This window comes from Salinimicrobium marinum, assembly GCF_014651535.1.
Lineage (GTDB): Bacteria > Bacteroidota > Bacteroidia > Flavobacteriales > Flavobacteriaceae > Salinimicrobium > Salinimicrobium marinum.
Genome location: NZ_BMXB01000013.1, coordinates 18,002 through 39,022 on the forward strand (window position 1 = coordinate 18,002; position 21,021 = coordinate 39,022).

17 protein-coding genes are annotated in these 21,021 nt (G+C 39.5%); 11 read left to right on the forward strand and 6 right to left on the reverse strand.

The window, feature by feature from the left end:
- Nucleotides 1–7: 7 nt before the first annotated feature.
- From IE056_RS13905 to IE056_RS13935, 7 genes are all read left to right on the forward strand, one after another.
- The gene (locus IE056_RS13905) at nt 8–1,441 is read left to right on the forward strand and encodes a SusD/RagB family nutrient-binding outer membrane lipoprotein (RefSeq protein ID WP_189605330.1); all 1,434 of its coding nucleotides are present in this window, start codon (nt 8–10) and stop codon (nt 1,439–1,441) included.
- 14 nt (nt 1,442–1,455) lie between these two features.
- Nucleotides 1,456–3,027, forward strand: coding sequence for a calcineurin-like phosphoesterase C-terminal domain-containing protein (locus IE056_RS13910; protein ID WP_189605331.1), 1,572 nt, complete (start codon nt 1,456–1,458; stop codon nt 3,025–3,027).
- Nucleotides 3,028–3,093: 66 nt separating this feature from the next.
- Entirely contained in the window at nt 3,094–4,020 is a 927-nt protein-coding gene (locus tag IE056_RS13915; protein WP_189605332.1) for a glycerophosphodiester phosphodiesterase family protein, read from the forward strand.
- A 212-nt stretch (nt 4,021–4,232) separates the two neighbouring features.
- Nucleotides 4,233–7,025 (forward strand): TonB-dependent receptor, encoded by a 2,793-nt coding sequence (locus IE056_RS13920; RefSeq protein WP_308427643.1) that lies wholly within the window; start codon nt 4,233–4,235, stop codon nt 7,023–7,025.
- A gap of 53 nt (nt 7,026–7,078) precedes the next feature.
- Nucleotides 7,079–9,055 (forward strand): beta-helix domain-containing protein, encoded by a 1,977-nt coding sequence (locus IE056_RS13925; RefSeq protein ID WP_189605333.1) that lies wholly within the window; start codon nt 7,079–7,081, stop codon nt 9,053–9,055.
- A gap of 178 nt (nt 9,056–9,233) precedes the next feature.
- A complete protein-coding gene (locus tag IE056_RS13930) occupies nt 9,234–9,569 on the forward strand; it encodes a T9SS type A sorting domain-containing protein (protein ID WP_189605334.1) in 336 nt (111 codons plus the stop codon).
- 110 nt (nt 9,570–9,679) lie between these two features.
- Nucleotides 9,680–10,660, forward strand: a complete 981-nt coding sequence (locus IE056_RS13935; protein WP_189605335.1) for a LuxE/PaaK family acyltransferase — start codon at nt 9,680–9,682, stop codon at nt 10,658–10,660.
- Nucleotides 10,661–10,867: 207 nt separating this feature from the next.
- Here IE056_RS13935 and tyrS read toward each other — a convergent pair whose 3' ends face one another.
- A complete protein-coding gene (tyrS, locus tag IE056_RS13940) occupies nt 10,868–12,163 on the reverse strand; it encodes a tyrosine--tRNA ligase (RefSeq protein WP_189605336.1) in 1,296 nt (431 codons plus the stop codon).
- 83 nt (nt 12,164–12,246) lie between these two features.
- Here tyrS and IE056_RS13945 point away from each other — a divergent pair, with 83 nt between their 5' ends.
- Nucleotides 12,247–13,260 (forward strand): NAD-dependent epimerase/dehydratase family protein, encoded by a 1,014-nt coding sequence (locus IE056_RS13945; protein ID WP_189605337.1) that lies wholly within the window; start codon nt 12,247–12,249, stop codon nt 13,258–13,260.
- On the opposite strand, the gene IE056_RS13950 is transcribed toward IE056_RS13945, so the two are convergent.
- Genes IE056_RS13950 through IE056_RS13960 form a run of 3 tightly spaced genes read right to left on the reverse strand, consistent with a single transcriptional unit; the run spans nt 13,241 to nt 15,832 of the window.
- On the reverse strand, nt 13,241–13,759 hold the full coding sequence (locus IE056_RS13950; protein ID WP_189605338.1) for a DUF4296 domain-containing protein: 519 nt from the start codon (nt 13,757–13,759) through the stop codon (nt 13,241–13,243). The genes IE056_RS13945 and IE056_RS13950 overlap by 20 nt on opposite strands.
- 1 nt (nt 13,760) lies before the next feature.
- Nucleotides 13,761–15,101, reverse strand: a complete 1,341-nt coding sequence (locus IE056_RS13955) for a dihydroorotase (RefSeq protein WP_189605339.1) — start codon at nt 15,099–15,101, stop codon at nt 13,761–13,763.
- Nucleotides 15,101–15,832, reverse strand: a complete 732-nt coding sequence (locus tag IE056_RS13960) for a polyprenol monophosphomannose synthase (RefSeq protein WP_189605406.1) — start codon at nt 15,830–15,832, stop codon at nt 15,101–15,103. The genes IE056_RS13955 and IE056_RS13960 overlap by 1 nt, the downstream gene beginning before the upstream one ends.
- 103 nt (nt 15,833–15,935) lie before the next feature.
- Here IE056_RS13960 and IE056_RS13965 point away from each other — a divergent pair, with 103 nt between their 5' ends.
- Nucleotides 15,936–16,595 carry a DUF4271 domain-containing protein gene (locus tag IE056_RS13965; RefSeq protein WP_229793771.1) on the forward strand — a complete coding sequence of 220 codons (660 nt, stop codon included), beginning with the start codon at nt 15,936–15,938 and terminating at the stop codon, nt 16,593–16,595.
- Between the two features lie 21 nt (nt 16,596–16,616).
- The gene (locus IE056_RS13970) at nt 16,617–17,369 is read left to right on the forward strand and encodes a uroporphyrinogen-III synthase (protein WP_189605340.1); all 753 of its coding nucleotides are present in this window, start codon (nt 16,617–16,619) and stop codon (nt 17,367–17,369) included.
- A 70-nt stretch (nt 17,370–17,439) separates the two neighbouring features.
- Here IE056_RS13970 and pckA read toward each other — a convergent pair whose 3' ends face one another.
- Together pckA and IE056_RS13980 are read right to left on the reverse strand one after the other, a co-directional pair.
- Nucleotides 17,440–19,038: a phosphoenolpyruvate carboxykinase (ATP) gene (pckA, locus tag IE056_RS13975; RefSeq protein WP_189605341.1), complete on the reverse strand. Its 1,599-nt coding sequence runs from the start codon at nt 19,036–19,038 to the stop codon at nt 17,440–17,442.
- 78 nt (nt 19,039–19,116) lie between these two features.
- Nucleotides 19,117–19,506 (reverse strand): DUF423 domain-containing protein, encoded by a 390-nt coding sequence (locus IE056_RS13980; protein ID WP_189605342.1) that lies wholly within the window; start codon nt 19,504–19,506, stop codon nt 19,117–19,119.
- Nucleotides 19,507–19,586: 80 nt separating this feature from the next.
- Here IE056_RS13980 and IE056_RS13985 point away from each other — a divergent pair, with 80 nt between their 5' ends.
- Nucleotides 19,587–20,960 carry a saccharopine dehydrogenase family protein gene (locus IE056_RS13985; RefSeq protein ID WP_189605343.1) on the forward strand — a complete coding sequence of 458 codons (1,374 nt, stop codon included), beginning with the start codon at nt 19,587–19,589 and terminating at the stop codon, nt 20,958–20,960.
- Nucleotides 20,961–21,021: the final 61 nt, after the last annotated feature.

Consider the following 21,021-nt stretch of genomic DNA (forward strand, 5'->3'; position numbering starts at 1 on the left):
CACAACGATGAAAAAAATACATATAATAGTGGTTGGTTTAACCCTGTTTTTAGTAAACCTTGCCTGTACAAATGATTTTGAAGAAATAAACGAAGATCCAAACCGTATTGCAGAAATAAGTCCGGGCACTTTATTAAATCCAATCATTTACGGCCTGGCCACCCACAATGCTAACAGAAGTGATGCTATTACATTTGATCTAATGCAGGTGTCCCTGCCTTTCCCAAGTACCTCGGGAGGCTTGCATCGCTATGATGTAAGCCGGGGAATTGGCAATTCTTCCTGGAATAATTATTACAAGTGGCTTCAGAATATAAAAGAAATGCGAACGGCAGCCGAAAAAGCCGGTGACGTTAATTATGAAGCTATTGCTTTAACTCTAAATGCATGGGTGTATGCAAATTTAACCGATTTGTTTGGTCCTGTTCCTATGACTGAAGCATCCGGTGCTGAAGGAGGTGTACTTTACCCGGCTTTTGATTCGCAGGAATTCATCTATGAAACCATTCTCGCCGATTTAGAAAAGGCTAATCAGTTATATGATCTGGAAGCCCCCATGATTTATGCTGAAGATATTCTTTTTCACAACAATGTGGAAAACTGGCAGAAATTCACTAATTCACTGCATTTACGTTTGTTGCTGAGGATCTCAAATCCGTCGGAAATTGGTGCTTTTGAAAAGATGACAGCAATGATTGAAAATCCCGCTCAATATCCTGTTTTCGAAGAAACAGAGGAATCAGCTATATTGGAAGTCACCGGAGTCACTCCGAATGAATCCCCATGGAGCAGACCTCAGGATTTCAGACTGAGTACTAAAGTAACAGAGTTTTTCCTTGAGAATCTTAACCAGTGGGAAGATCCCAGACGACCTGTTATAGCGACTATTGCTCGTGATCTTGATGGAAACCCGTTAGGTTACCGAGGAATTCCCAGTGCTTATGAAGGAAATGATTCGCAGTTTCAATATGAGGCTTCCACCTTCAACATAGAACAGGTACAGGAACCTATGAACATATTTATTCTGACCTATGCCGAAGTGGAATTTATTAAGGCCGAACTTGCTCAAAGAGGCTACATAGACAATGCTGTAGAACATTATCAAAACGGCGTTGAGGCAGCAATGGAACAAGTAGGTACAGAGTTACCCGAAAATTATTTTAAAAATGACGCGGCAGCTTATAACGAGACCCTGGAAAGAATAATGCTGCAAAAGTATTATGCCCTGTACTTCACTGATTACCAGCAATGGTTTGAATACCGAAGGACCGGCTATCCTGAACTTCCAAAAACAGATGCTATGTTCAACAACGGGGTGATGCCATCAAGAATGTATTACCCATCTGACCTTGCTGTTGAAAATCCTGAAAACTATCTGAAAGCAGTAGAGATGCTGGGAGGAAATGATGATATCAACACTAAAGTCTGGTGGGACAACTAAAATTATTTTTAAAAATGAAAAATACAATACTGGCGGCTGGAGCTATACTTTTCACATTAGGTCTTTCCGCACAAAACATTGCTAGGGGTTACGTCTTTGAAGACAGTAATCAAAATGGCAAAAAAGACAGAAAGGAAAACGGAATTCCAGAAGTAGCCGTAACCAATGGCCAGGAAGTGGTTCTGACCAATGCTTCCGGAAAGTACGAACTTCCTGTAGGTGACGACAACATCATTTCAATTATAAAACCTTCCGGATATAACATTGGGAAAAATGAGGATAATTTGCCTCAGTTCTTCTACATCCACAAACCAAAAGGCTCTCCTGAAGCAAAATTTCAGGGAGTTGCACCTACCGGGAAGCTTCCAAAATCGGTTGATTTTGCACTAATTCCTTCGGAAGAGAATGAAGAATTCACTGCTCTCATTTTTGGAGATCCGCAGCCTTACACTAAGGAAGAGGTGGAGTTTTTTGCCAGGGGAATAGTATCTGAAGTTGAAGATGTTGAAAATGTTCCTTTCGGTTTAAGCATGGGCGATTTAGTAGGCAATGACCTTGAATTGTTCAATCCTTACATTCAGGCGGTAAAGAGAGTTGGAATTCCCTGGTATAATTTGCAAGGCAATCATGACCTTAACTTTGATGCAGAGGAAGATCAACTGTCCGATGAGACCTATGAAGCACATTTTGGCCCTGCCAACTACGCTTTCAATTATGGAAAAGTACATTTTATAGTTTTAGACAATGTTCTTTATCCCGATCCCAGAGATGCAAAAGGTTACTGGGGCGGCTTTAGGGAAGATCAGCTTCAGTTTGTTGCAAACGATTTAAAATATGTCCCGAAAGACCATTTGATAGTTTTAGCATTTCATATCCCAATAAGCGAACCTGACGGGGATAATTTTAGGGATGAAGACCGGGACAGGCTTTTTGAGTTACTTCAGGATTACCCGAATACCCTTTCCCTTTCTGCTCACACGCACATCCAAAAGCAGGATTTCTTTGGCAAGGAAGAAGGATGGCTTCAGGAAGAACCTCATCACCATTACAACATAGGAACCACCTCCGGTGACTGGTACTCCGGAAAATTGGATGAAGCAGGAATCCCAGTCTCAACTATGAGAGATGGAACTCCAAAAGGTTACGCTTTTATCAATTTCCACGGAAATGAATATAGCATTGATTATAAAGTAGCGGGAAAACCTGAAGATTACCAAATGGAAATTTTTGCCCCTAACGTGGTGGCAAAAGGCAGAAGAACAAAGGCTGGGATATTCGCAAATTTCTTTATGGGAACCGAAGGGGATGAGGTGATGTATAGAATTGATGATGGGGAATGGAAAGAAATGATGTATGTAGAAGAACCAGATCCTTCTTATGTAGAACTGGTATATGAATGGGATACAACAGATAAACTTATGCCGGGAAGGAGGTCATCAAATCCAGTAAAAAGTGACCATTTATGGCGCGGAAATATTCCCACGTATCTCGAAACCGGAGAGCATACCATTGAGATAAAAGCTACAGATATGTTTGGAAAAACTCATTCTGCCATCAGCAGTTACAGGCTGGAAGAGGCAAAATAATTACAAATTTAATTTTAGCCTGCTGAAGCACCTTTGCTGAAGCAGGCTTTCTTACTAAATTGCAATATGACAAACTTTAAAATAGCCTTGATTTTTTTATCTTTCACAGTGCTTAACTCCTGTAAATCCAATTCAGAAAATGAAAAAGAAATGGAAACGAATGCTTCAAAAACCAGTGTACAGGTACAGGGACACCGCGGTGATCGTGGAAATTTCCCTGAAAACAGTATTCCGGCTTTTATAAGTGCCGTCAAAAAAGGGGTGGATGTCCTTGAGCTGGATGTGGTGATTTCCAAAGATAAAAAGGTCGTCGTGTCCCACGAACCTTACATGTCTTCGTTGTACGTTAGCACGCCTACAGGAGATTCCATAAGTAAAGCAGATGAACGCTCCTACAATATGTATGAAATGTCCTACGACAGCATCAGGCAGTTTGATGCAGGTTCCCGGGGCAATCGTCATTTTCCAAACCAGGAAAAAATAAAGACGTATAAACCTCTACTTTCTGAGGTTATAGATACCGTGGAAACTTTTATTGCTGCTGAAGAATTGCAACCGGTAAAATACAATATTGAAATAAAATCGGTCATAACGGAATATGGGGAGTATCAACCGGAACCCGAAGAATTTGTGGAGCTTGTAATAGAAATCATCAAAGAAAGAGGAATCCACGACAAAGTTAACATTCAGTCCTTTGATCCAAAAATTCTGAATGTGATGAACCGAAATTATCCTGAAACTGAAATCGCTTACCTGGTTTCCAATGGAGGAATAGAGGAGAATTTGTCACTTTTAGATTTTAAACCGGAAATCTACAGCCCCAACTACCGACTTGTAAAAGACGAGCAATTTGTCGATTCTATTAAATCTGCAGAAATGCAACTAATTCCGTGGACGGTTAACTATCCGGAAGACATTCAAAGAATGATCGACCTAAAAGTAGACGGAATCATTACCGACTATCCTGAACGCGTCCTGGATAAAAAAAGATAAATTCTTTTTCCAAAGGAAATCATATCGGACTTCCCTCCTAAATTGTCAAATTTTAATACTCCCGAATTTTTATATCCCACAAGAGCGAGCCACTATTTTACGCGCTTCCCACCTCGTAACCTTAAGCTAACATTATCATTACACAGCAATAATTTGTCCTTAACCCCTGCTTTACAAAGCGGCCGTTAATTTGCATCAGACAAAATATTAAGATGATGATTAGATTTTTTATCCTACTAATCGCAGTACTGATGACAAATAACGTACTGCATGCCCAAAATGATGCTTCGGGCGCTATCGTAGGAAAGCTCATAGACAAGGAAATGGATGGCGAACCCCTACCCTTTGCAAATGTTTTAATAAAAGGCAGTTCCAAAGGAGCCACAACAGACATGGAGGGCCTTTATTCCTTAAACAACCTTGAACCGGGAATCTATGAGGTGGTATTCAGTTTTGTTGGATATGAAACTTTAGAAGTTCCCAATGTACAGGTTACCGCAGGTAAAGTAACTGAAGTTAATACTGAGTTGGGCAGCAGTGCAGCTTCCCTGGATGAAGTAGTTATCTCTACTGTTTCAAGAAGGGATTCTGAGGTGGCTTTGTTGCTTGAACAAAAAAGCGCCGTAGACATAAAGGAAAGTATCGGTGCTCAGCAACTCGCAAGGATCGGTGTTTCAGATGTGGCTACAGCCACTACCAAAATTTCGGGGGTTACCACCAGCGAAGCTTCCGGGGATCTTTTCGTGAGAGGTCTTGGAGATCGATATTTATACACTACCATGAATGGTTTACCGATTCCATCTGATGATGTGGAACGAAAAAATATTGATCTCGGTTTGTTTTCCACCAGCATTATCCAAAACGTAAGTATTAGTAAAACTTATTCTGCAGAGAATTCAGCAGACCAGGCCTCAGGAACTATAGATATTACTTCCCGGGCATTGGCAGGAATATCAGAATTCGCTATTGGAATTCGCTCAGGGATAAACACAAATGCCATTGAGCAATTTGATAACTTCAAAGTATCTCCAAACCAGTACGATGTAAATTTCGGATTTTATGATCAAACTGTTTCCACCGAAAATGCTATAAAAGAACAGGGATGGGATCCAACTACCTCTTCTTTTCCTGTAAACAGAAGATATGCACTTACCGCCGGAACTAAATTTGGTGACAATTTAAGATTATTATTCACAGGATTGCAATCTACTTCCTTTGAATACAATGAAGGGATCTTCAGGGAATTTCGTAACAACAACCTGTACGATTACTTTTCGGATGTAGAGATCTTCAAAAAAGTGGATAACACCACAGGCTTACTGGATTTAGAATACAACTTGAATCATAATCATAGAATTAAAGCCACAAGTTTATTTGTTAATAAACTTACTGATGAAGTTTATGAAAGTGGACGTAATGCCGAAGGAGTTGTTTTTGAAGAAACTTCACCGGCCGAAAACCTTAACCAGTTCATCCGTGACCAAAATATAAAGCAAACCAGGTTATGGATCAATCAACTTCACGGTTTCCATGACTTTTCAGAAAAAAACGAACTGGAATGGGCTGTAGGATATAACAGGGTGAATGCAGATGAACCAAATCGTATTCGAAATGAAGTAAATATAGATGGAGAAGATTTCGTTCAGTTAGGAAGAATGGGTGGTTTTCAACAGAGAAAATCGTCTCAAAAGATTGATGATTCCGAAATAAATGCATTTCTTAAAGATCGCTTCACGTTTCTCAAGGATGAAGACTTGAACAAGAACATTTTTATTGAATCCGGTGGAAATTTCAGAAACAAACAAAGAGATTTCGTTTCAAGGTTCTTTGGGGTTACTGAAAGGAATTATAATACTGTAAATCCATCTTCAATTGATAATCTTTCCGAAGCATTCCTACCAGAAAATTTTGATAATCTTAGATTCCGTAGCCTTTCTCCAGATGAGTACCAGGCGAGTCTTCAGTCTTATGGTGGATTTGCAAATTTTAACTTTGGGACCGGAAAATGGAATTTCAACTTAGGTGCAAGATATCAAAAAGATGAACTGGAGGTAGATTTTGAGGTAAACAACTACCCCTCAACGCTTCCTCAGTTTGCCAATAAATCGTATGACAATATTTATCCAAGCGTAAACCTCAGATACTCACCCAATGAAAATTCCAACATTAGGTTAGCAGCGAGTAAAACTATAACACTTCCGGAATTTAAAGAAATAGCTCCTTTTGAGTATGTATCTCAAACAGGACAGATTACCAGAGGTAACCCAGATCTTGAAGCTTCAAGGAATCTTAACCTCGATTTGAAATACGAATTTTTTCCAAGTGCAGGACAACTTATATCCCTTACCGGATTTTACAAAAAAATAGATGACCCTATAAACAGAGTTCAGGACAGAGGGGCGGCAGGAGTATTTTCATACTTCAATGCCGGTGAGGAAGCGAATGTTTATGGAATTGAATTAGAAACCAAATTAGAGGTCATTGAAAATGATAATCCGGCAGGATTTGATTTTGAGGTTGGATTTAATGCCTCCAGAATGTGGCATGAACAAGATCTTAAAGATGTCTATAGAGGTGAGGCCTTTATAAGGACTTTCCAGTACAATAATAAAACAGAAATCGGGCTCCAGGGAGCTTCCGACTGGATCTTTAACGGATCCCTTAATTTCTCTACCGAATCTCACAACCCATTCAGAGCCTCTATCGTAGGAAATTATGCTTCAGAAAAGATCTTTGCCCTTGGTGCTCCTGAAGTACAAACTCAAACTGAGGTATTCTACAACGATGAAATCATTGAAAAAGGTTTCGTTACCCTTGATGTTATTATGAGTCAGGATTTCGGCGCGCATTGGGGATTACAATTTCGCGGCCAAAACCTGCTGAACCCTGAAATTGAAAGAATTCAAAATATTAGACCAAGTTCAACAGGAGTGGAAAACACTCAAACAGTTAGATCTTACACCCGGGGTGCTGTATTGAGTCTTGGGATAAATTACACCTTTTAAAAATTGAAAATTTTAACCATAAATACTGAATTTCTAAACTAAACTATTAAGACATGAAAAATCCAAAAACAATTTATCTAATGCTCTTCGCCTTATTAAGCTTAGTAGCTACGAGCTGTAGCGATGATGATGACAATCCTGTTGGACCGGTTGAACCGGGAGAAGAAACTGACTTGGTTGGAAATCTTGAAGAAGACCGCACGTTAGATGCTAATGAAACTTATTCCCTTACCGGGGTTTATTCTGTAGAAGATGGTGCTACCCTTACTATCCCTGCAGGAACTCAGATTGTAGCTGATACTGATGCTGATGATAATCCTGCAACCGGTGTTTACATCGTGGTTCAAAAAGGTGGAATGATCGATATCCAGGGAACAGCTTCAGCTCCGGTAGTAATGTCGGCAGCAAGCGGTGAAGCCGGTAGTTGGGGTGGACTTATCATTGCTGGTAATGCTCCTTCCACCGCTGGTGTAGATGCAACTGCCGAAGTCGGTGGAATTGTTTACAGTGGTGATGATGCTTCAGATGATTCAGGTTCTATTAATTACTTAGTACTTTCTGATGCAGGAGCACAAATCAATGCTGATTCACAGTTTAATGGTTTGTCTTTATACGGAGTAGGTTCCGGAACTACCATCCAAAACATCGCGCTTTTAAATGGAGCTGATGACGGGGTAGAATTCTTTGGAGGAACAGTTTCTGCAACAAACATCTACCTTGAAAATAACGAAGACGATGCTGTAGACTGGACCGAAGGATGGAATGGAACCGTAAGCAATGTATACGTACTGCACACTATCGAGAATTTCTCTACTGCTATTGAAGCTGATAAAGTGAACGGTAACCCCACTATTGAAAATTTCACTGCTGTTTCCACTACAGGTGGTACTGCTCTACAATTTAAAGCACAAAGTGGTGCAACTATCACCGGGCTTTCTCTTTCAGGATATGATACCGCCTTAGACATTACAGAAGCCGGTAGAGAGGATCTTTCTGGCATTCAAATAGAAGGTGAAAATGCAGATCCAAACAAGGATTATACCGCAACTCCAACAGTAGATGCCGCTATGTTCGACTGGGTAAGCAACAGAGGGAAAGTTTCTGTACTTCCAGGAACAATTGAGGCAGATTATTCCCTTGAAGCAGACGCACAATATGTTATCAATGGAATTGTTTCTGTTGAAGAGGGCGCAACCCTTACAATTCCGGAAGGAGTAATGATCACTGCAAGAACTGAGGATGAAGATACAGAAGCTACTGAGGTTTACATTGTAGTACAAAGAGGAGCAATGATAGATATTCAGGGAACCGAAGATAATCCTGTAGTAATGAATTCAACTTCTGGAGAGCCAGGAAGCTGGGGAGGTCTTGTAATTGCAGGAAATGCAGTTTCAACCGCCGGAGCTGGTGCTACTGCTGAAGTAGGTGGAATCATCTATGGTGGGGAAGATCCCGAAGATAATTCAGGTTCTATTCAGTATCTAATCCTTTCTGATGCAGGAGCCCAAATCAATGCGGAATCACAGTACAACGGACTTACCCTTTACGGAGTAGGGTCTGGAACAACCATCGAAAATATTGCTATCTTAAACGGAGCAGATGACGGAGTGGAATTCTTCGGAGGTTCTGTATCTGCAACTAACATTTACCTTGAGAATAATGAAGATGATGCAGTTGACTGGACCGAAGGTTGGGACGGAAGTATTACCAACACCTATGTAAACCACACTATCGAAAACTTCTCTACTGCTATTGAAGCTGATAAAATTAACGGTAATCCAACTATCACGAATTTCACAGCTGTATCAACTACAGGTGGAACTGCACTTCAATTTAAGGCACAATCTGGAGCCACAATTACCGGTCTTTCCCTTTCAGGATATGACACTAACATTGACATTACTGAAGACGGAAGAACAGATCTTTCAGGAATCCAAATCGAAGGAGCAGATGCCGATTTAGACGCTGCATACGATGCTGATGCAACTGTAGATGAAGAGATGTTTGGATGGGTGAGTGAAAACCTATAATAACACCAATTAGCCCAACTTCAAATTATTCAGATTTTCAGAACAAAGGCTGCCATTATAGGCAGCCTTTATTTTTAACATATTCGATACAATAAATACATTTTTAACTTTTAAGTATATTTCTTTTGGTCTGGTTTTTGAATTATTTGTTTAACTTTGTTAATCCAGATAACTGAAAATGAAACAACTCTACTTGTGTCTCTTATTATCTATTAGCCTGTCGTTCCTTCCGGAATCGGCTAATGCTCAGGTATCTAATGAAAATAAGCCCAGTGAAGCAACCATTGAGCAGCTTTCCATTTACCCCAATCCCGCCACCGGCGAAAAAGTGTATATTACGACCAAAACAAATCAAACCAAAAGGATTGAGATCTTTAATGTTCTTGGAAAACCTGTTCTGTCTACCAGTCTTTCGGGAACCGAACTTAATATATCGTCACTTGAATCAGGTATTTACATCCTGAAAATAAAAGAAGGAAAAAATTCAGCCACGCGAAAGCTGGTGATTCGATAAAGAGAAAGCGGCTTTTGCCGCTAATTTTTTGTCTTTTTCTGAAATCATTTTATTTTAGAAAATAAGCTATCCTCCAACTTTTTCTACCTTTGTTTTCCATTCCTACTTCAATGCAAGATAAAAACAAAATTTTTTCCATTTCGGGGCCTGAAGAGTTCCTGAAAATGGCACTGGAGGTTTTCCAATTTCAGTATGTGAACAACAAGACCTACCGGCAGTTCTGCAGGTTACTTAATAAAGATCCCGAGCTGGTGACATCTCTGGAAGAGATTCCGTTTTTACCCATTGAATTTTTTAAAAATCAGCAGATTATTTCTTCTGAAGATCCTGTAGAAATTACCTTTACCAGCAGCGGAACCACCGGCAGCCAAACAAGTAAACACCCGGTTACAAACCTGGAAATTTATCGAAAAAGCTTTAGAAAAGGATTTAATACTTTCTACGGAAATATTGAAGAATTTGCTGTCCTGGCTTTGCTCCCCTCCTACCTCGAAAGAGAAGGCTCTTCTTTAATATATATGGTTCAGGATCTCATAGAAAATAGCAAAAATCCCCATAGCGGATTCTATCTCAATGATTTGGAGGCTCTAAGGAAAAAATTGATCCAACTGGATGAAAAAGGACATAAGGTATTGTTAATAGGTGTTTCCTTTGCACTCCTGGATCTTGTGGAAAAACACCCCTTCCACCTGAGAAAAACTGTGGTCATGGAAACAGGAGGAATGAAAGGCCGAAGGAAAGAAATGATTAGAAAAGAGTTACATCAGGTGTTAAGCGATGGGTTTGGTGTGAAGAAAATCCACAGTGAGTATGGAATGACCGAACTTCTTTCCCAGGCTTATTCCCGGGGCGACGGAGTTTTTGATTGTCCGCCGTGGATGAAGATACTGGTGCGTGATCCTGAAGATGCACTGCAGATACTTCCAAAGGGAAAAACCGGTGGACTCAATATTATAGATCTGGCCAATATCAATTCCTGTTCCTTTATTGCAACTCAGGATTTGGGAAAAGAATCTGAAGATGGAAAAATGGAGATTTTGGGAAGATTTGACAACAGCGATATTCGTGGCTGCAACCTAATGGTCTTATAATTTTATTTCCTCCAAGATTCAAATCCAGCATTTTAGCTGCTTCCCAGAGAATTTAGAATTCCGGAAAAAAATAAAAAATTTTTGTAATTCCCTGTAAGGTAATTCTTTAATAACCGACTTAAGTTTCGGTTAGATTATGTATTTCATAATTGGTTGGTTAGTTAGAAACCCCCTTAGCACCTCCCGGTCGCAAGGGGGTTTTTTAAATTAAACCACTCTTATAATATAGGTATTTCTTTTACCTTTATTAATGATTACATATTTGTTATTCAAAAGATCTTTCGTGGTGATCTGGTAATCTTCGGTTACTTTCTCTTTGTTGATTGAAACAGAATTTTCTTTTAAAGCTCTCCTTGCCTCTCCGTTAGATTTTAGAAAATCGGTCTTTGCCGAAAGTGCTGCGATCATATCCATTCCTGCTTCAATTTCAGATCGTTCTACTTCTGCCTGCGGCACTCCTTCGAATACATCCAGAAAGGTGCCTTCGTTAAGATTTTTCAGATCCTCTGCTGTACTTTTTCCAAATAAAACTTCCGAAGCTTTTACTGCATTATCAAAATCTTCACGAGAATGAACCATCACCGTGATTTCTTCTGCCAGTGTCTTCTGAAGCTGACGTAAATGCGGAGCTTCTTTATGCTGCGCCACTAAATTTTCGATTTCTTCCTTAGGCAAAAAGGTGAAAATCTTGATAAATCTTTCGGCATCCTCATCACTGGTGTTCAGCCAGTACTGGTAGAATTTATAAGGAGAAGTGCGGTCAGGGTCGAGCCAGATATTTCCCGATTCAGTTTTTCCGAATTTGGTTCCGTCGGCTTTGGTGATCAACGGGCATGTAAGCCCATAGCCTTTTCCGTCCCCTATTCTTCTGATTAATTCAGTTCCGGTGGTGATATTCCCCCACTGGTCACTACCGCCCATTTGGAGGGTGCAATTCTGATTTCTGTACAAATAGAGAAAATCATACCCCTGCACCAGCTGATACGTGAACTCTGTAAAAGACATTCCTTCAGAAGCATCAGACGACAACCGCTTCTTTACAGAATCCTTTGACATCATATAATTGACGGTAATGTGTTTTCCAACATCCCTGATAAAATCAAGAAAAGAGAAATTTTTCATCCAGTCATAGTTATTCACTAAAACTGCAGCATTTTGAGCATCGCTTTCAAAATCCAGAAATTTGGAAAGCTGGGCTTTTAATGCATTCTGGTTATGGAGCAAAGTAGCTTCATCCAGCAAATTTCTTTCGTTAGATTTTCCTGAAGGATCGCCAATCATGCCGGTTGCACCTCCAACCAGGGCTACTGGTTTATGCCCGCATAATTGAAAATGCCGAAGCATCATTACTCCAACCAAATGGCCTATATGAAGAGAATCTGCCGTGGGATCAATACCAACATAGGCAGATCTATGGCCTTCCTGCAAGTGCTCCTCGGTGCCGGGCATTACATCGTTCAACATTCCCCTCCAGGTGATTTCTTCTACAAAATTTTTATCCATAATACTTTATTTGTGTAAAAAAACAGCTGTAAAGATACCATAAAGCTGCATTTTTCCTAAGTGGATTTAGCTATATTTACCAGATGATTTTAGTTACCGGAGGCACAGGTTTGGTAGGTTCACATTTACTCCTCGATTTGGTAAAATCGGGCGAAAAGGTGCGGGCTATTCATAGAAAAAGCAGCGATTTACAGGCTGTAAAAAATGTTTTTTCTTTTGAACATTCAAAAGAGGAAGCCGGGAAATTCTTTGAGGAGATTGAATGGGTGGCAGCAGACCTAAACGATATTCCTGCGCTTGAAAAGGCATTTTCAGGAATCCACCGGGTTTATCATTGTGCCGCTTTTGTTACGTTTGATCCTTCTGCAAATCAAAAACTCCGGAAAACAAATATTGAAGGCACTGCCAACATAGTCAATTTCTGCATAAAGAATAAGATTCACAAGCTATGTTATGTTAGCTCCATAGCAACCTTCGATAAAAAACCCGGTAAAACTGAGATCTCAGAGACCTCCACCTGGAACAAGGAAGAAGATCACAGTATGTACGCGATCACGAAATACGGGGCCGAGATAGAAGTATGGCGGGCAAGTCAGGAGGGAGTGCCGGTAGTGATCGTCAACCCTGGAGTGATTATTGGACCCGGCTTCTGGAATTCGGGCAGCGGCGAACTGTTTAAAAAAGTAAATTCGGGATTAAAATATCATTTTCCGAAAGTCACCGGATTTATAGGTGTGTACGACGTAATAAAAGGCATGCGACAACTAATGGAATCTTCCATAGTAAACGAAGAATTTATCATGGTATCGGAAAATCTTTCTTTCCAGGAAGTCATCAACATGACTGCAAGATCTCTGGATAAACCTGCACCCACCAGAAAATTAAAGCCCTGGATGGTTTTCTTTGGATGGATATCTGAAAAATCCCTGAGTTTCCTTGGGAGGAAAAGGCAACTTACACGTCAATCTGTAAAAAGTTTGTTTGAAGAAACATTCTATTCCAATGAAAAAATTAAGGAACAACTGAATTTCCGGTTTGAGAGTATAGAGCAGGTAATTGAACGGACAGGAAAAATTTTTAGAAAGAATCCCGCCTGATTTCCTGTCGCCTCGGTACTTCGGGCAGTGATCTGGTAAAAGTATCGGGGATTATGGAATCCAGTGGCCGGCGATGTTGCTGCTCTTCTTCAATGATCGTATCTCCTCTGGCTCGTTTAGCCTTTATTATGGAATCTCTTTCTTCCTCCTCCAGTTCCCTGATGCTGTCAAAATGCAACTTTAAAGTTTCCAGACTGTCTTTCACTTTTTCATAGATCCTCTGGTACACCACGTAATTTTCAGAATAGTAATTATTACTGCTGGCAAATCTTGCACTGTCAATATCAAATTTTTCCCACAGGTACTCATCGGGTTTTATACCCCTCTTTTCCAGTTCCTGTTTGCTGTAACTACGGGCACCCTGCAACAGCGACATTTCGGTAAGAACATTTACCATTTTGTCTTCAGGAATAAGATTTTCCGGTTTTTCTGATCGCTGCACATCCTGGCAGGAAACCACCAGAAACAAACAAAGTACTATGAAGGAAAAATATTTCATATTATCTGTCAAACGTAAGCCTTTCTGCTTGCTGAAATCCGTTGAACTGGAAGTTCTTATAGACTAGATTTCCGTTCACAAAGGTATGAGTCACTCTAGATTTAAAAGTAGTACCTTCAAAAGGAGACCAGCCACATTTATAAATAGTATTGTTTGGCTGCACTGCCCATGGGGCATTTAGGTCCACGATCACAAGATCTGCTTTATATCCTTCCCTGATAAATCCACGTTTCTCTATCTGAAATAAAATAGCAGGATTGTGGCACATTTTCTCCACGATCTTCTCTAAAGTGATCTTTTCCTGATGATACATTTGCAACAGTGCAGGTAGTGCATGTTGCACCAATGGTCCACCACTTGGAGCTTTGGTGTATACATTTTTCTTCTCCTCCTTCGTATGCGGAGCATGATCTGTCGCGATCACATCAATTTTATCTTCCAGAAGTCCTTTTAACAGAGCCTCCTGATCTTTTTTAGTTTTAACAGCAGGATTCCATTTTATGAAAGTCCCCTTCTTTGCATAATCCTGATCGTTAAACCAGAGGTGATGGATACATACCTCTGCCGTAATTTTCTTATCTTTTAAAGGCCTTTTGTTATCAAAAAGTTTTAATTCTTTTGCCGTAGATACATGGAAAACATGCAGTCTTGCACCTGTCTTTTTTGCCAGGGCCACAGCTTTTGAAGAAGAAATGTAGCAGGCTTCTTCACTTCTTATTTTTGGATGCAGTTCAATGGGAATATCATCCCCATAACGCTCTATGCATTCTGCCAGGTTTTTTTGAATGGTTTCTTCGTCTTCACAATGAGCCGCAATTAATAATGGAGACTCCGTAAATATCCTTTCAAGCACCTTTTCATCATCCACCAGCATATTTCCTGTCGATGAACCAAGAAACAACTTTAAAGCAGCAGTAGTTTTAGGATCAATTTTTTTGATCTCCTCCAAATTGTCATTGGTACCTCCAAACATGAAGGAATAATTAGCATAGGAAGATTCTTCCGCAAGTTTAAATTTTTCTTCGAGTAATTCTATTGTGGTGGTTTGTGGCTGCGTATTGGGCATTTCGATAAAGGAAGTAATTCCTCCAGCAACTGCAGCTTTAGATCCGGTTTCTATCGTCTCCTTATGAGTAAGCCCTGGTTCTCTGAAATGCACCTGATCATCAATAAGGCCCGGCAGCACATAATTCCCCTCTGCATCAAAAATTTTTAAATCGGGTGATTTGGCACTTATGCTATCGGCAATTTCAGTAATCACACCATCTTCTATAAAAATATCCCCCTCTTTTATGGTTCCTTCGTTTACTATGCGCGCATTTTTTATCAGTACCTTCTTCATTATATACTCATCTTATTAAACAGACTTTTAAACTTCATTTTTACCACTCCAAAAACAGCTTCCCAAATAATAGAGCCACTCATTTTAGAAGTTCCACGTGTCCTATCTGTAAAGATCACCGGCACTTCCACTATTCTCATTTTCAATAAGTAAGCCTTAAATTTCATTTCAATTTGAAAAGCATACCCAATAAACTGTATTTTATCAAGATGTATTCTTTCCAACACCTTTCTTCTATAACAAACAAAACCCGCTGTAGTATCATAAATTGGCATTGCCGTAATTAATCTTACGTACCTTGAAGCCAACCATGACAACAAAACCCTGCTCATAGGCCAGTTTACAACATTCACACCGGTTTTATACCGGGATCCAATAGCCACATCGGCCTGCTTCTTCTTGCAGGCATTGTAGAGTCTAATAAGATCGTTGGGGTTATGAGAGAAATCGGCATCCATCTGGAAGATATATTCATATCCTCGTGGCAGTACCCACTTAAAACCGAAGATATAAGCAGTACCCAATCCCGATTTTTCCTTTCTTTCCTGTAAAAAAAGCTGATCCCCAAACTCTTTTTGCAGCAATTTTACCGTGGTAGCAGTCCCATCAGGAGAACCGTCATCTACTACTAAAATATGAAAATTGCGTTGCAGAGAAAACACATTCCTGATTAATCGTTCAATGTTTTCATTTTCGTTGTAGGTGGGTATTATTACAATCCCATCTGGCATACAATATCTTTTGCGCAAATGTAACTATTTTTAATGTCTACATTTTATTTTTAGAGGTTCTTTTCATCGTTTAAATTTTACCTTTGTAGAAAAAATACTGAGGTTGGAGATTATAGAAAGATTCACGGTTTCACAAGACTGGATAACCATACTGCTTATGGCCGCCCTCCTGTTGCTTGTAGCTGCTAAATATACATTCCCTCATAGATTTGCAGACTTTGCAATGCTTTTTGCTACCAATAAATATTTACTATTGCAGGGCAAAGAATCTAAAATTTTCCATCCTTTTAATGTGCTGCTTTTTGCAGTAAACGTGATCTCGATTTCATTATTCATTTATATATTCTATAAAACATTTGTAACTAGCGAAATTCCACGGCCAAAAATTCTTTTCATAAGAATTGCTACCGCTTACGGAGCCTTTGTGCTTTTAAAATTCTCTTTTGAAAAGATCCTGGCTAATATTATTTCCTTTGATAAGGAGATTAACTATTATTTGTTCTACAAACTCAGTTACCGCAATTTCATTACTTTAGTCCTGCTTCCGGTGAATATACTATTCATTTATGTGTGGGAGCCCGGTGCCTTAGCGATTTATATCTGCCTCGGAATCATTTTACTCATCAACATCATTACCCTATTCGGAATATTTCGAAAAAATCAGCAGCAGATAATGAAGCATTCGTTTTATTTTATTTTGTATCTTTGCGCTCTCGAAATTGGACCGTATTATATTTTGTATAAGCTAATTACAAATAGGTAAGGTTGTAAAAAGAAAACGTTTATGAAAGTGAAGACAATTTTGGTTTCTCAGCCAGAACCTAAGGTTGAAAATTCCCCCTATTTTGAACTTGAGGAAAAACAAAAAGTTAAAATCGATTTTATACCTTTTATTCACGTAGAAGGGGTTTCATCCAAAGATGTGAGACAACAAAAAATTGACCTTGCCAATTACACTGCCATTATTTTAACCAGCAGAAATTCTGTTGATCATTTCTTCAGAATAGCTGAAGAAATGCGTTTTAAAGTACCCGATACTTTAAAATATTTTTGCCAAAGTGAAGCCGTAGCATACTATCTTCAAAAATACGTTGTGTACAGAAAACGTAAGATCTACGTTGGAAAACGTAATTTTGCTGAGCTTTCTCCACTTATAAAAAAGTACAAAAACGAAAAATTCCTACTCCCTTCTTCAGATATGCTGAAGCCAGATGTTCCAAAGACATTGAATAAACTGGGAGTGGACTGGAAGAAGGCAACATTCTATCGAACTGTAGTAAGTGATCTTTCACATTTGAGAGAAGTATTTTATGATGTTTTGGTATTTTTTAGCCCCAGCGGAATCAAATCACTGTTTGAAAACTTCCCGGATTTTGAACAAAAGAACACACGGATTGCTGTTTTCGGGAACACCACGGTAAAAGCTGCTAAAGAACACGGATTAACCGTGAACATCCAGGCACCTACACCCGAGACTCCTTCCATGACTATGGCTCTTGAAAAGTACATTAAGGAAATGAACAAAAAACATCCTTAATTCCGAAAGTATATAAAACAAAAAATCCCGCGATTGCGGGATTTTTTGTTTTAATTCGTAGCCTTAAGGTTTAGATTTTTGGTCCTCCGGACAGAATTTCTTCATTAGCCATTTTTTCATACTTTCTGAAGTTGTCATTAAAGGATTTTGCCAGGGTATGGGCTTTCTTATCATATGCTTTCCTGTCTTGCCAGGTCGACCTGGGATTAAGCACTTCGGAAGGTACGTTTTTACATTCGGTTGGCATAGCAAGTCCAAAAACCGGATGCTGCTCAAAAGACACCTCTTCAAGATCCCCTCTTAAAGCAGAATTGATCATAGCCCGGGTGTATTTTAATTTCATTCTTGAGCCTACCCCGTATGGACCACCTGTCCAGCCAGTATTTACCAGCCACACATTTACATTACTTTCTTTCATTTTCTCACTAAGCATTTCGGCATACCTGGTAGGATGCAAAGGCATGAAAGGCGCTCCAAAACAAGCTGAAAAACTTGGAACCGGCTCATCAATTCCGGCTTCTGTTCCGGCTACTTTGGCTGTATAACCACTTATAAAATGATAAGCTGCCTGGCCCGGAGTAAGTTTACTTATTGGAGGCAAAACGCCGAAAGCATCTGCGGTAAGGAAAAAGATATTCTTTGGATTTTCCCCAACAGAAGGGTTTCTAATATTATCAATATGATGAATGGGATAGCTTACCCGTGTATTTGGTGTAATAGAAGTATCTCCAAAATCCACATCTCCTTTTTCATCAAGAATTACATTTTCGAGGATAGCGCCGGGTCTTATAGCCCGGTATATATCCGGCTCATTTTCTTCTGTAAGGTTTATAACTTTGGCGTAGCAGCCACCTTCAAAGTTGAAGACTTTGTTTTCCCTGGTCCATCCATGCTCATCATCCCCAATTAATTTACGGCTTGGATCTGCAGAAAGAGTGGTTTTACCAGTACCCGATAATCCGAAGAAAATTGCCGTGTCATCATCATCTCCAACGTTTGCGGAACAATGCATGGGTAAGGTATCTTTTTGGGTTGGAAGAATGAAATTAAGGGCAGAAAAGATCCCCTTTTTAATCTCTCCCGTATAACCCGTTCCACCAATCAGCGCTATTTTTTTCTTGAAATTGAGAATAGCGAAATTATGTTGCCGGGTCCCGTCTACTTCCGGGTCTGCTTCAAATCCGGGTGCATTGACCACAAGCCATTCTTCTTTAAATGTTTCCAGTTCTTCCTTTTCCGGACGCAAAAACATATTGTAGGCGAACATATTGGACCATGGATATTCATTGATCACTCGTATGTTCATTCTGTATTTCTCATCTGCTCCTGCAAAAGAATCCCTTACGTATATTTCTTTTTCAGAAAGATAATCGGTTACTTTCTCATAGAGAGCATCAAATTTCCCTGCGTCAAAAGGAATGTTGATGTCACTCCACCAAACATCATCCTGAGTAATTTCATCTTTCACAATGAATCTGTCTTTCGGGCTACGGCCGGTGAATTCACCTGTATTAACAGCCAAAGCTCCCGACTTGGTTTCTACTCCCTGCCCCTTTTCTATCGTAGCTTCCTGAAGTTCTTCAGGAGACAATTGATAATGAGCCGTGGCATTCCTAATTCCATACTTTTCTAGCGCAATCGTTTTCGTAATTTGTGTGTTTGCCAACATAAAATATAAGGTTGTGTGTTTATATTACGTCAACAAATGTAGAAAACTCCGAATGATAATAGGAGATGCAAGGTTGTTTTATTTCTTTTTTAACTTAAAAAAAGAAACCAGTAACACTATCCAGGCAGCAATCATTAAAGTCCCTCCCAAAGGTGTGATTAAAGCAATTACAGTGAAATCAAATGAAGTGAGGGAATTTGTTGCCAAAAGAAATATGGAACCGGAAAAAAGTATGACCCCAAAAAGTGTTAAATAAAAACAAATTTTTTTTACTCTTTCTGAAATGCCGTTGACAATCCCCAGGAATAATAAAAATAAACCGCTGTACATCTGATACTTAACTCCGGTCTCAAAAGTGATCCTTTGGTCGGGGGTGAGGTGAGGCTTTAACCCATGTGCAGCAAAAGCTCCTAAAATTATAGCGATAAGTCCGAAAATAACGCCGGTGATCAAAACCTCCTTCTTCATGGTTTATTTTTTAAGATGAGAACAATTAAGTACATTCGTTAAAACGAATTTCTCTACAAAATTAAAACAAGTTATTGCTTATGCGAAATATTCTTATCGTTGGTGCAGGAAAATCTACCGGAGTTCTCATTAATTACCTTCTGAAAAAAGCAGAATCTGAAAACTTATTTATTACCATTGGAGACCTCATCAGGGAAAATGCAGAAAAAGTAGCCGGAAATCATTCTCATTCAAAAGCAATTTATTTAGATATATTCAAACAGGAAGAGAGAGAGCATGCGGTAAAGTCAGCAGATCTTGTTATCTCCATGCTTCCGGCGCGATTTCATATTGAAGTTGCCAAAGATTGTTTGAGGTTTGGAAAAAATATGGTGACGGCCTCCTACATAAGTGAGGAAATGGCTATGCTGGATGAGGAAGTGAAGGAGAAAGGACTTGTCTTTATGAATGAGATTGGCGTGGATCCCGGAATTGATCACATGAGTGCCATGCATGTTATTGACCGCATAAGGGACAACGGCGGAAAATTACTACTTTTTGAATCTTTTACCGGCGGACTTGTTGCTCCGGAAAGTGATACCAACCTATGGAACTACAAATTCACCTGGAACCCAAGGAATGTTGTGGTGGCCGGCCAGGGCGGTGTAGCTAAATTTCTTCAGGAAGGGAAATTCAAGTATATTCCGTACAACAGATTATTCCGAAGAACAGAATTTTTAGAAATTCCCGATTACGGAAAATTTGAAGTTTATGCTAACCGGAATTCCCTCAAGTACAAAAGCATTTATCAGCTTGAGGATGTTTTAACCCTATACCGCGGAACCATCAGACGGGTAGGTTTCAGTAAAGCCTGGAATATGTTTGTACAATTAGGAATGACCGATGATAGTTATACCATGGAAAATTCCGCAGAAATGAGTTACAGGGATTTTGTTAATTCCTTCCTCCCCTATTCCCCAACAGATTCTGTAGAATTGAAATTCCGTCATAACCTGAAAATTGATCAGGATGATATTATGTGGGAAAAACTACTGGAACTTGATCTTTTTAACGACCATAAGAAAGTGGAATTGGAAAATGCAACTCCTGCACAAATCCTTCAGAAGATATTAATGGAAAAATGGACACTGGCAGAAGACGATAAAGACATGATCGTGATGTATCATAAATTCGGCTATGAAATGAACGGGGAAAGGAAGCAGATTGATGCAACTATGGTGAATATAGGTAAAAATCAAAACGAAACAGCCATGGCCAGAACGGTAGGGCTTCCTGTAGGAATTGCTGCTTTAAAGATCCTTAATGGCACCATTTCTACACCAGGGGTTCAGCTTCCCATAAATAAGGAAGTTTATGGTCCAATCCTCAAAGAGCTTGAAGAAAACGGAATCCATTTTAGGGAAGAGGAGAAAGAATATCTAGGCTATAATCCTTTTGGAGTGGTTGGTAATTAGTGTCCGCCATACTTCAGAAAAGAATTAAACTTTTTTATAGTTTCAGAAAAATTTGATTTGC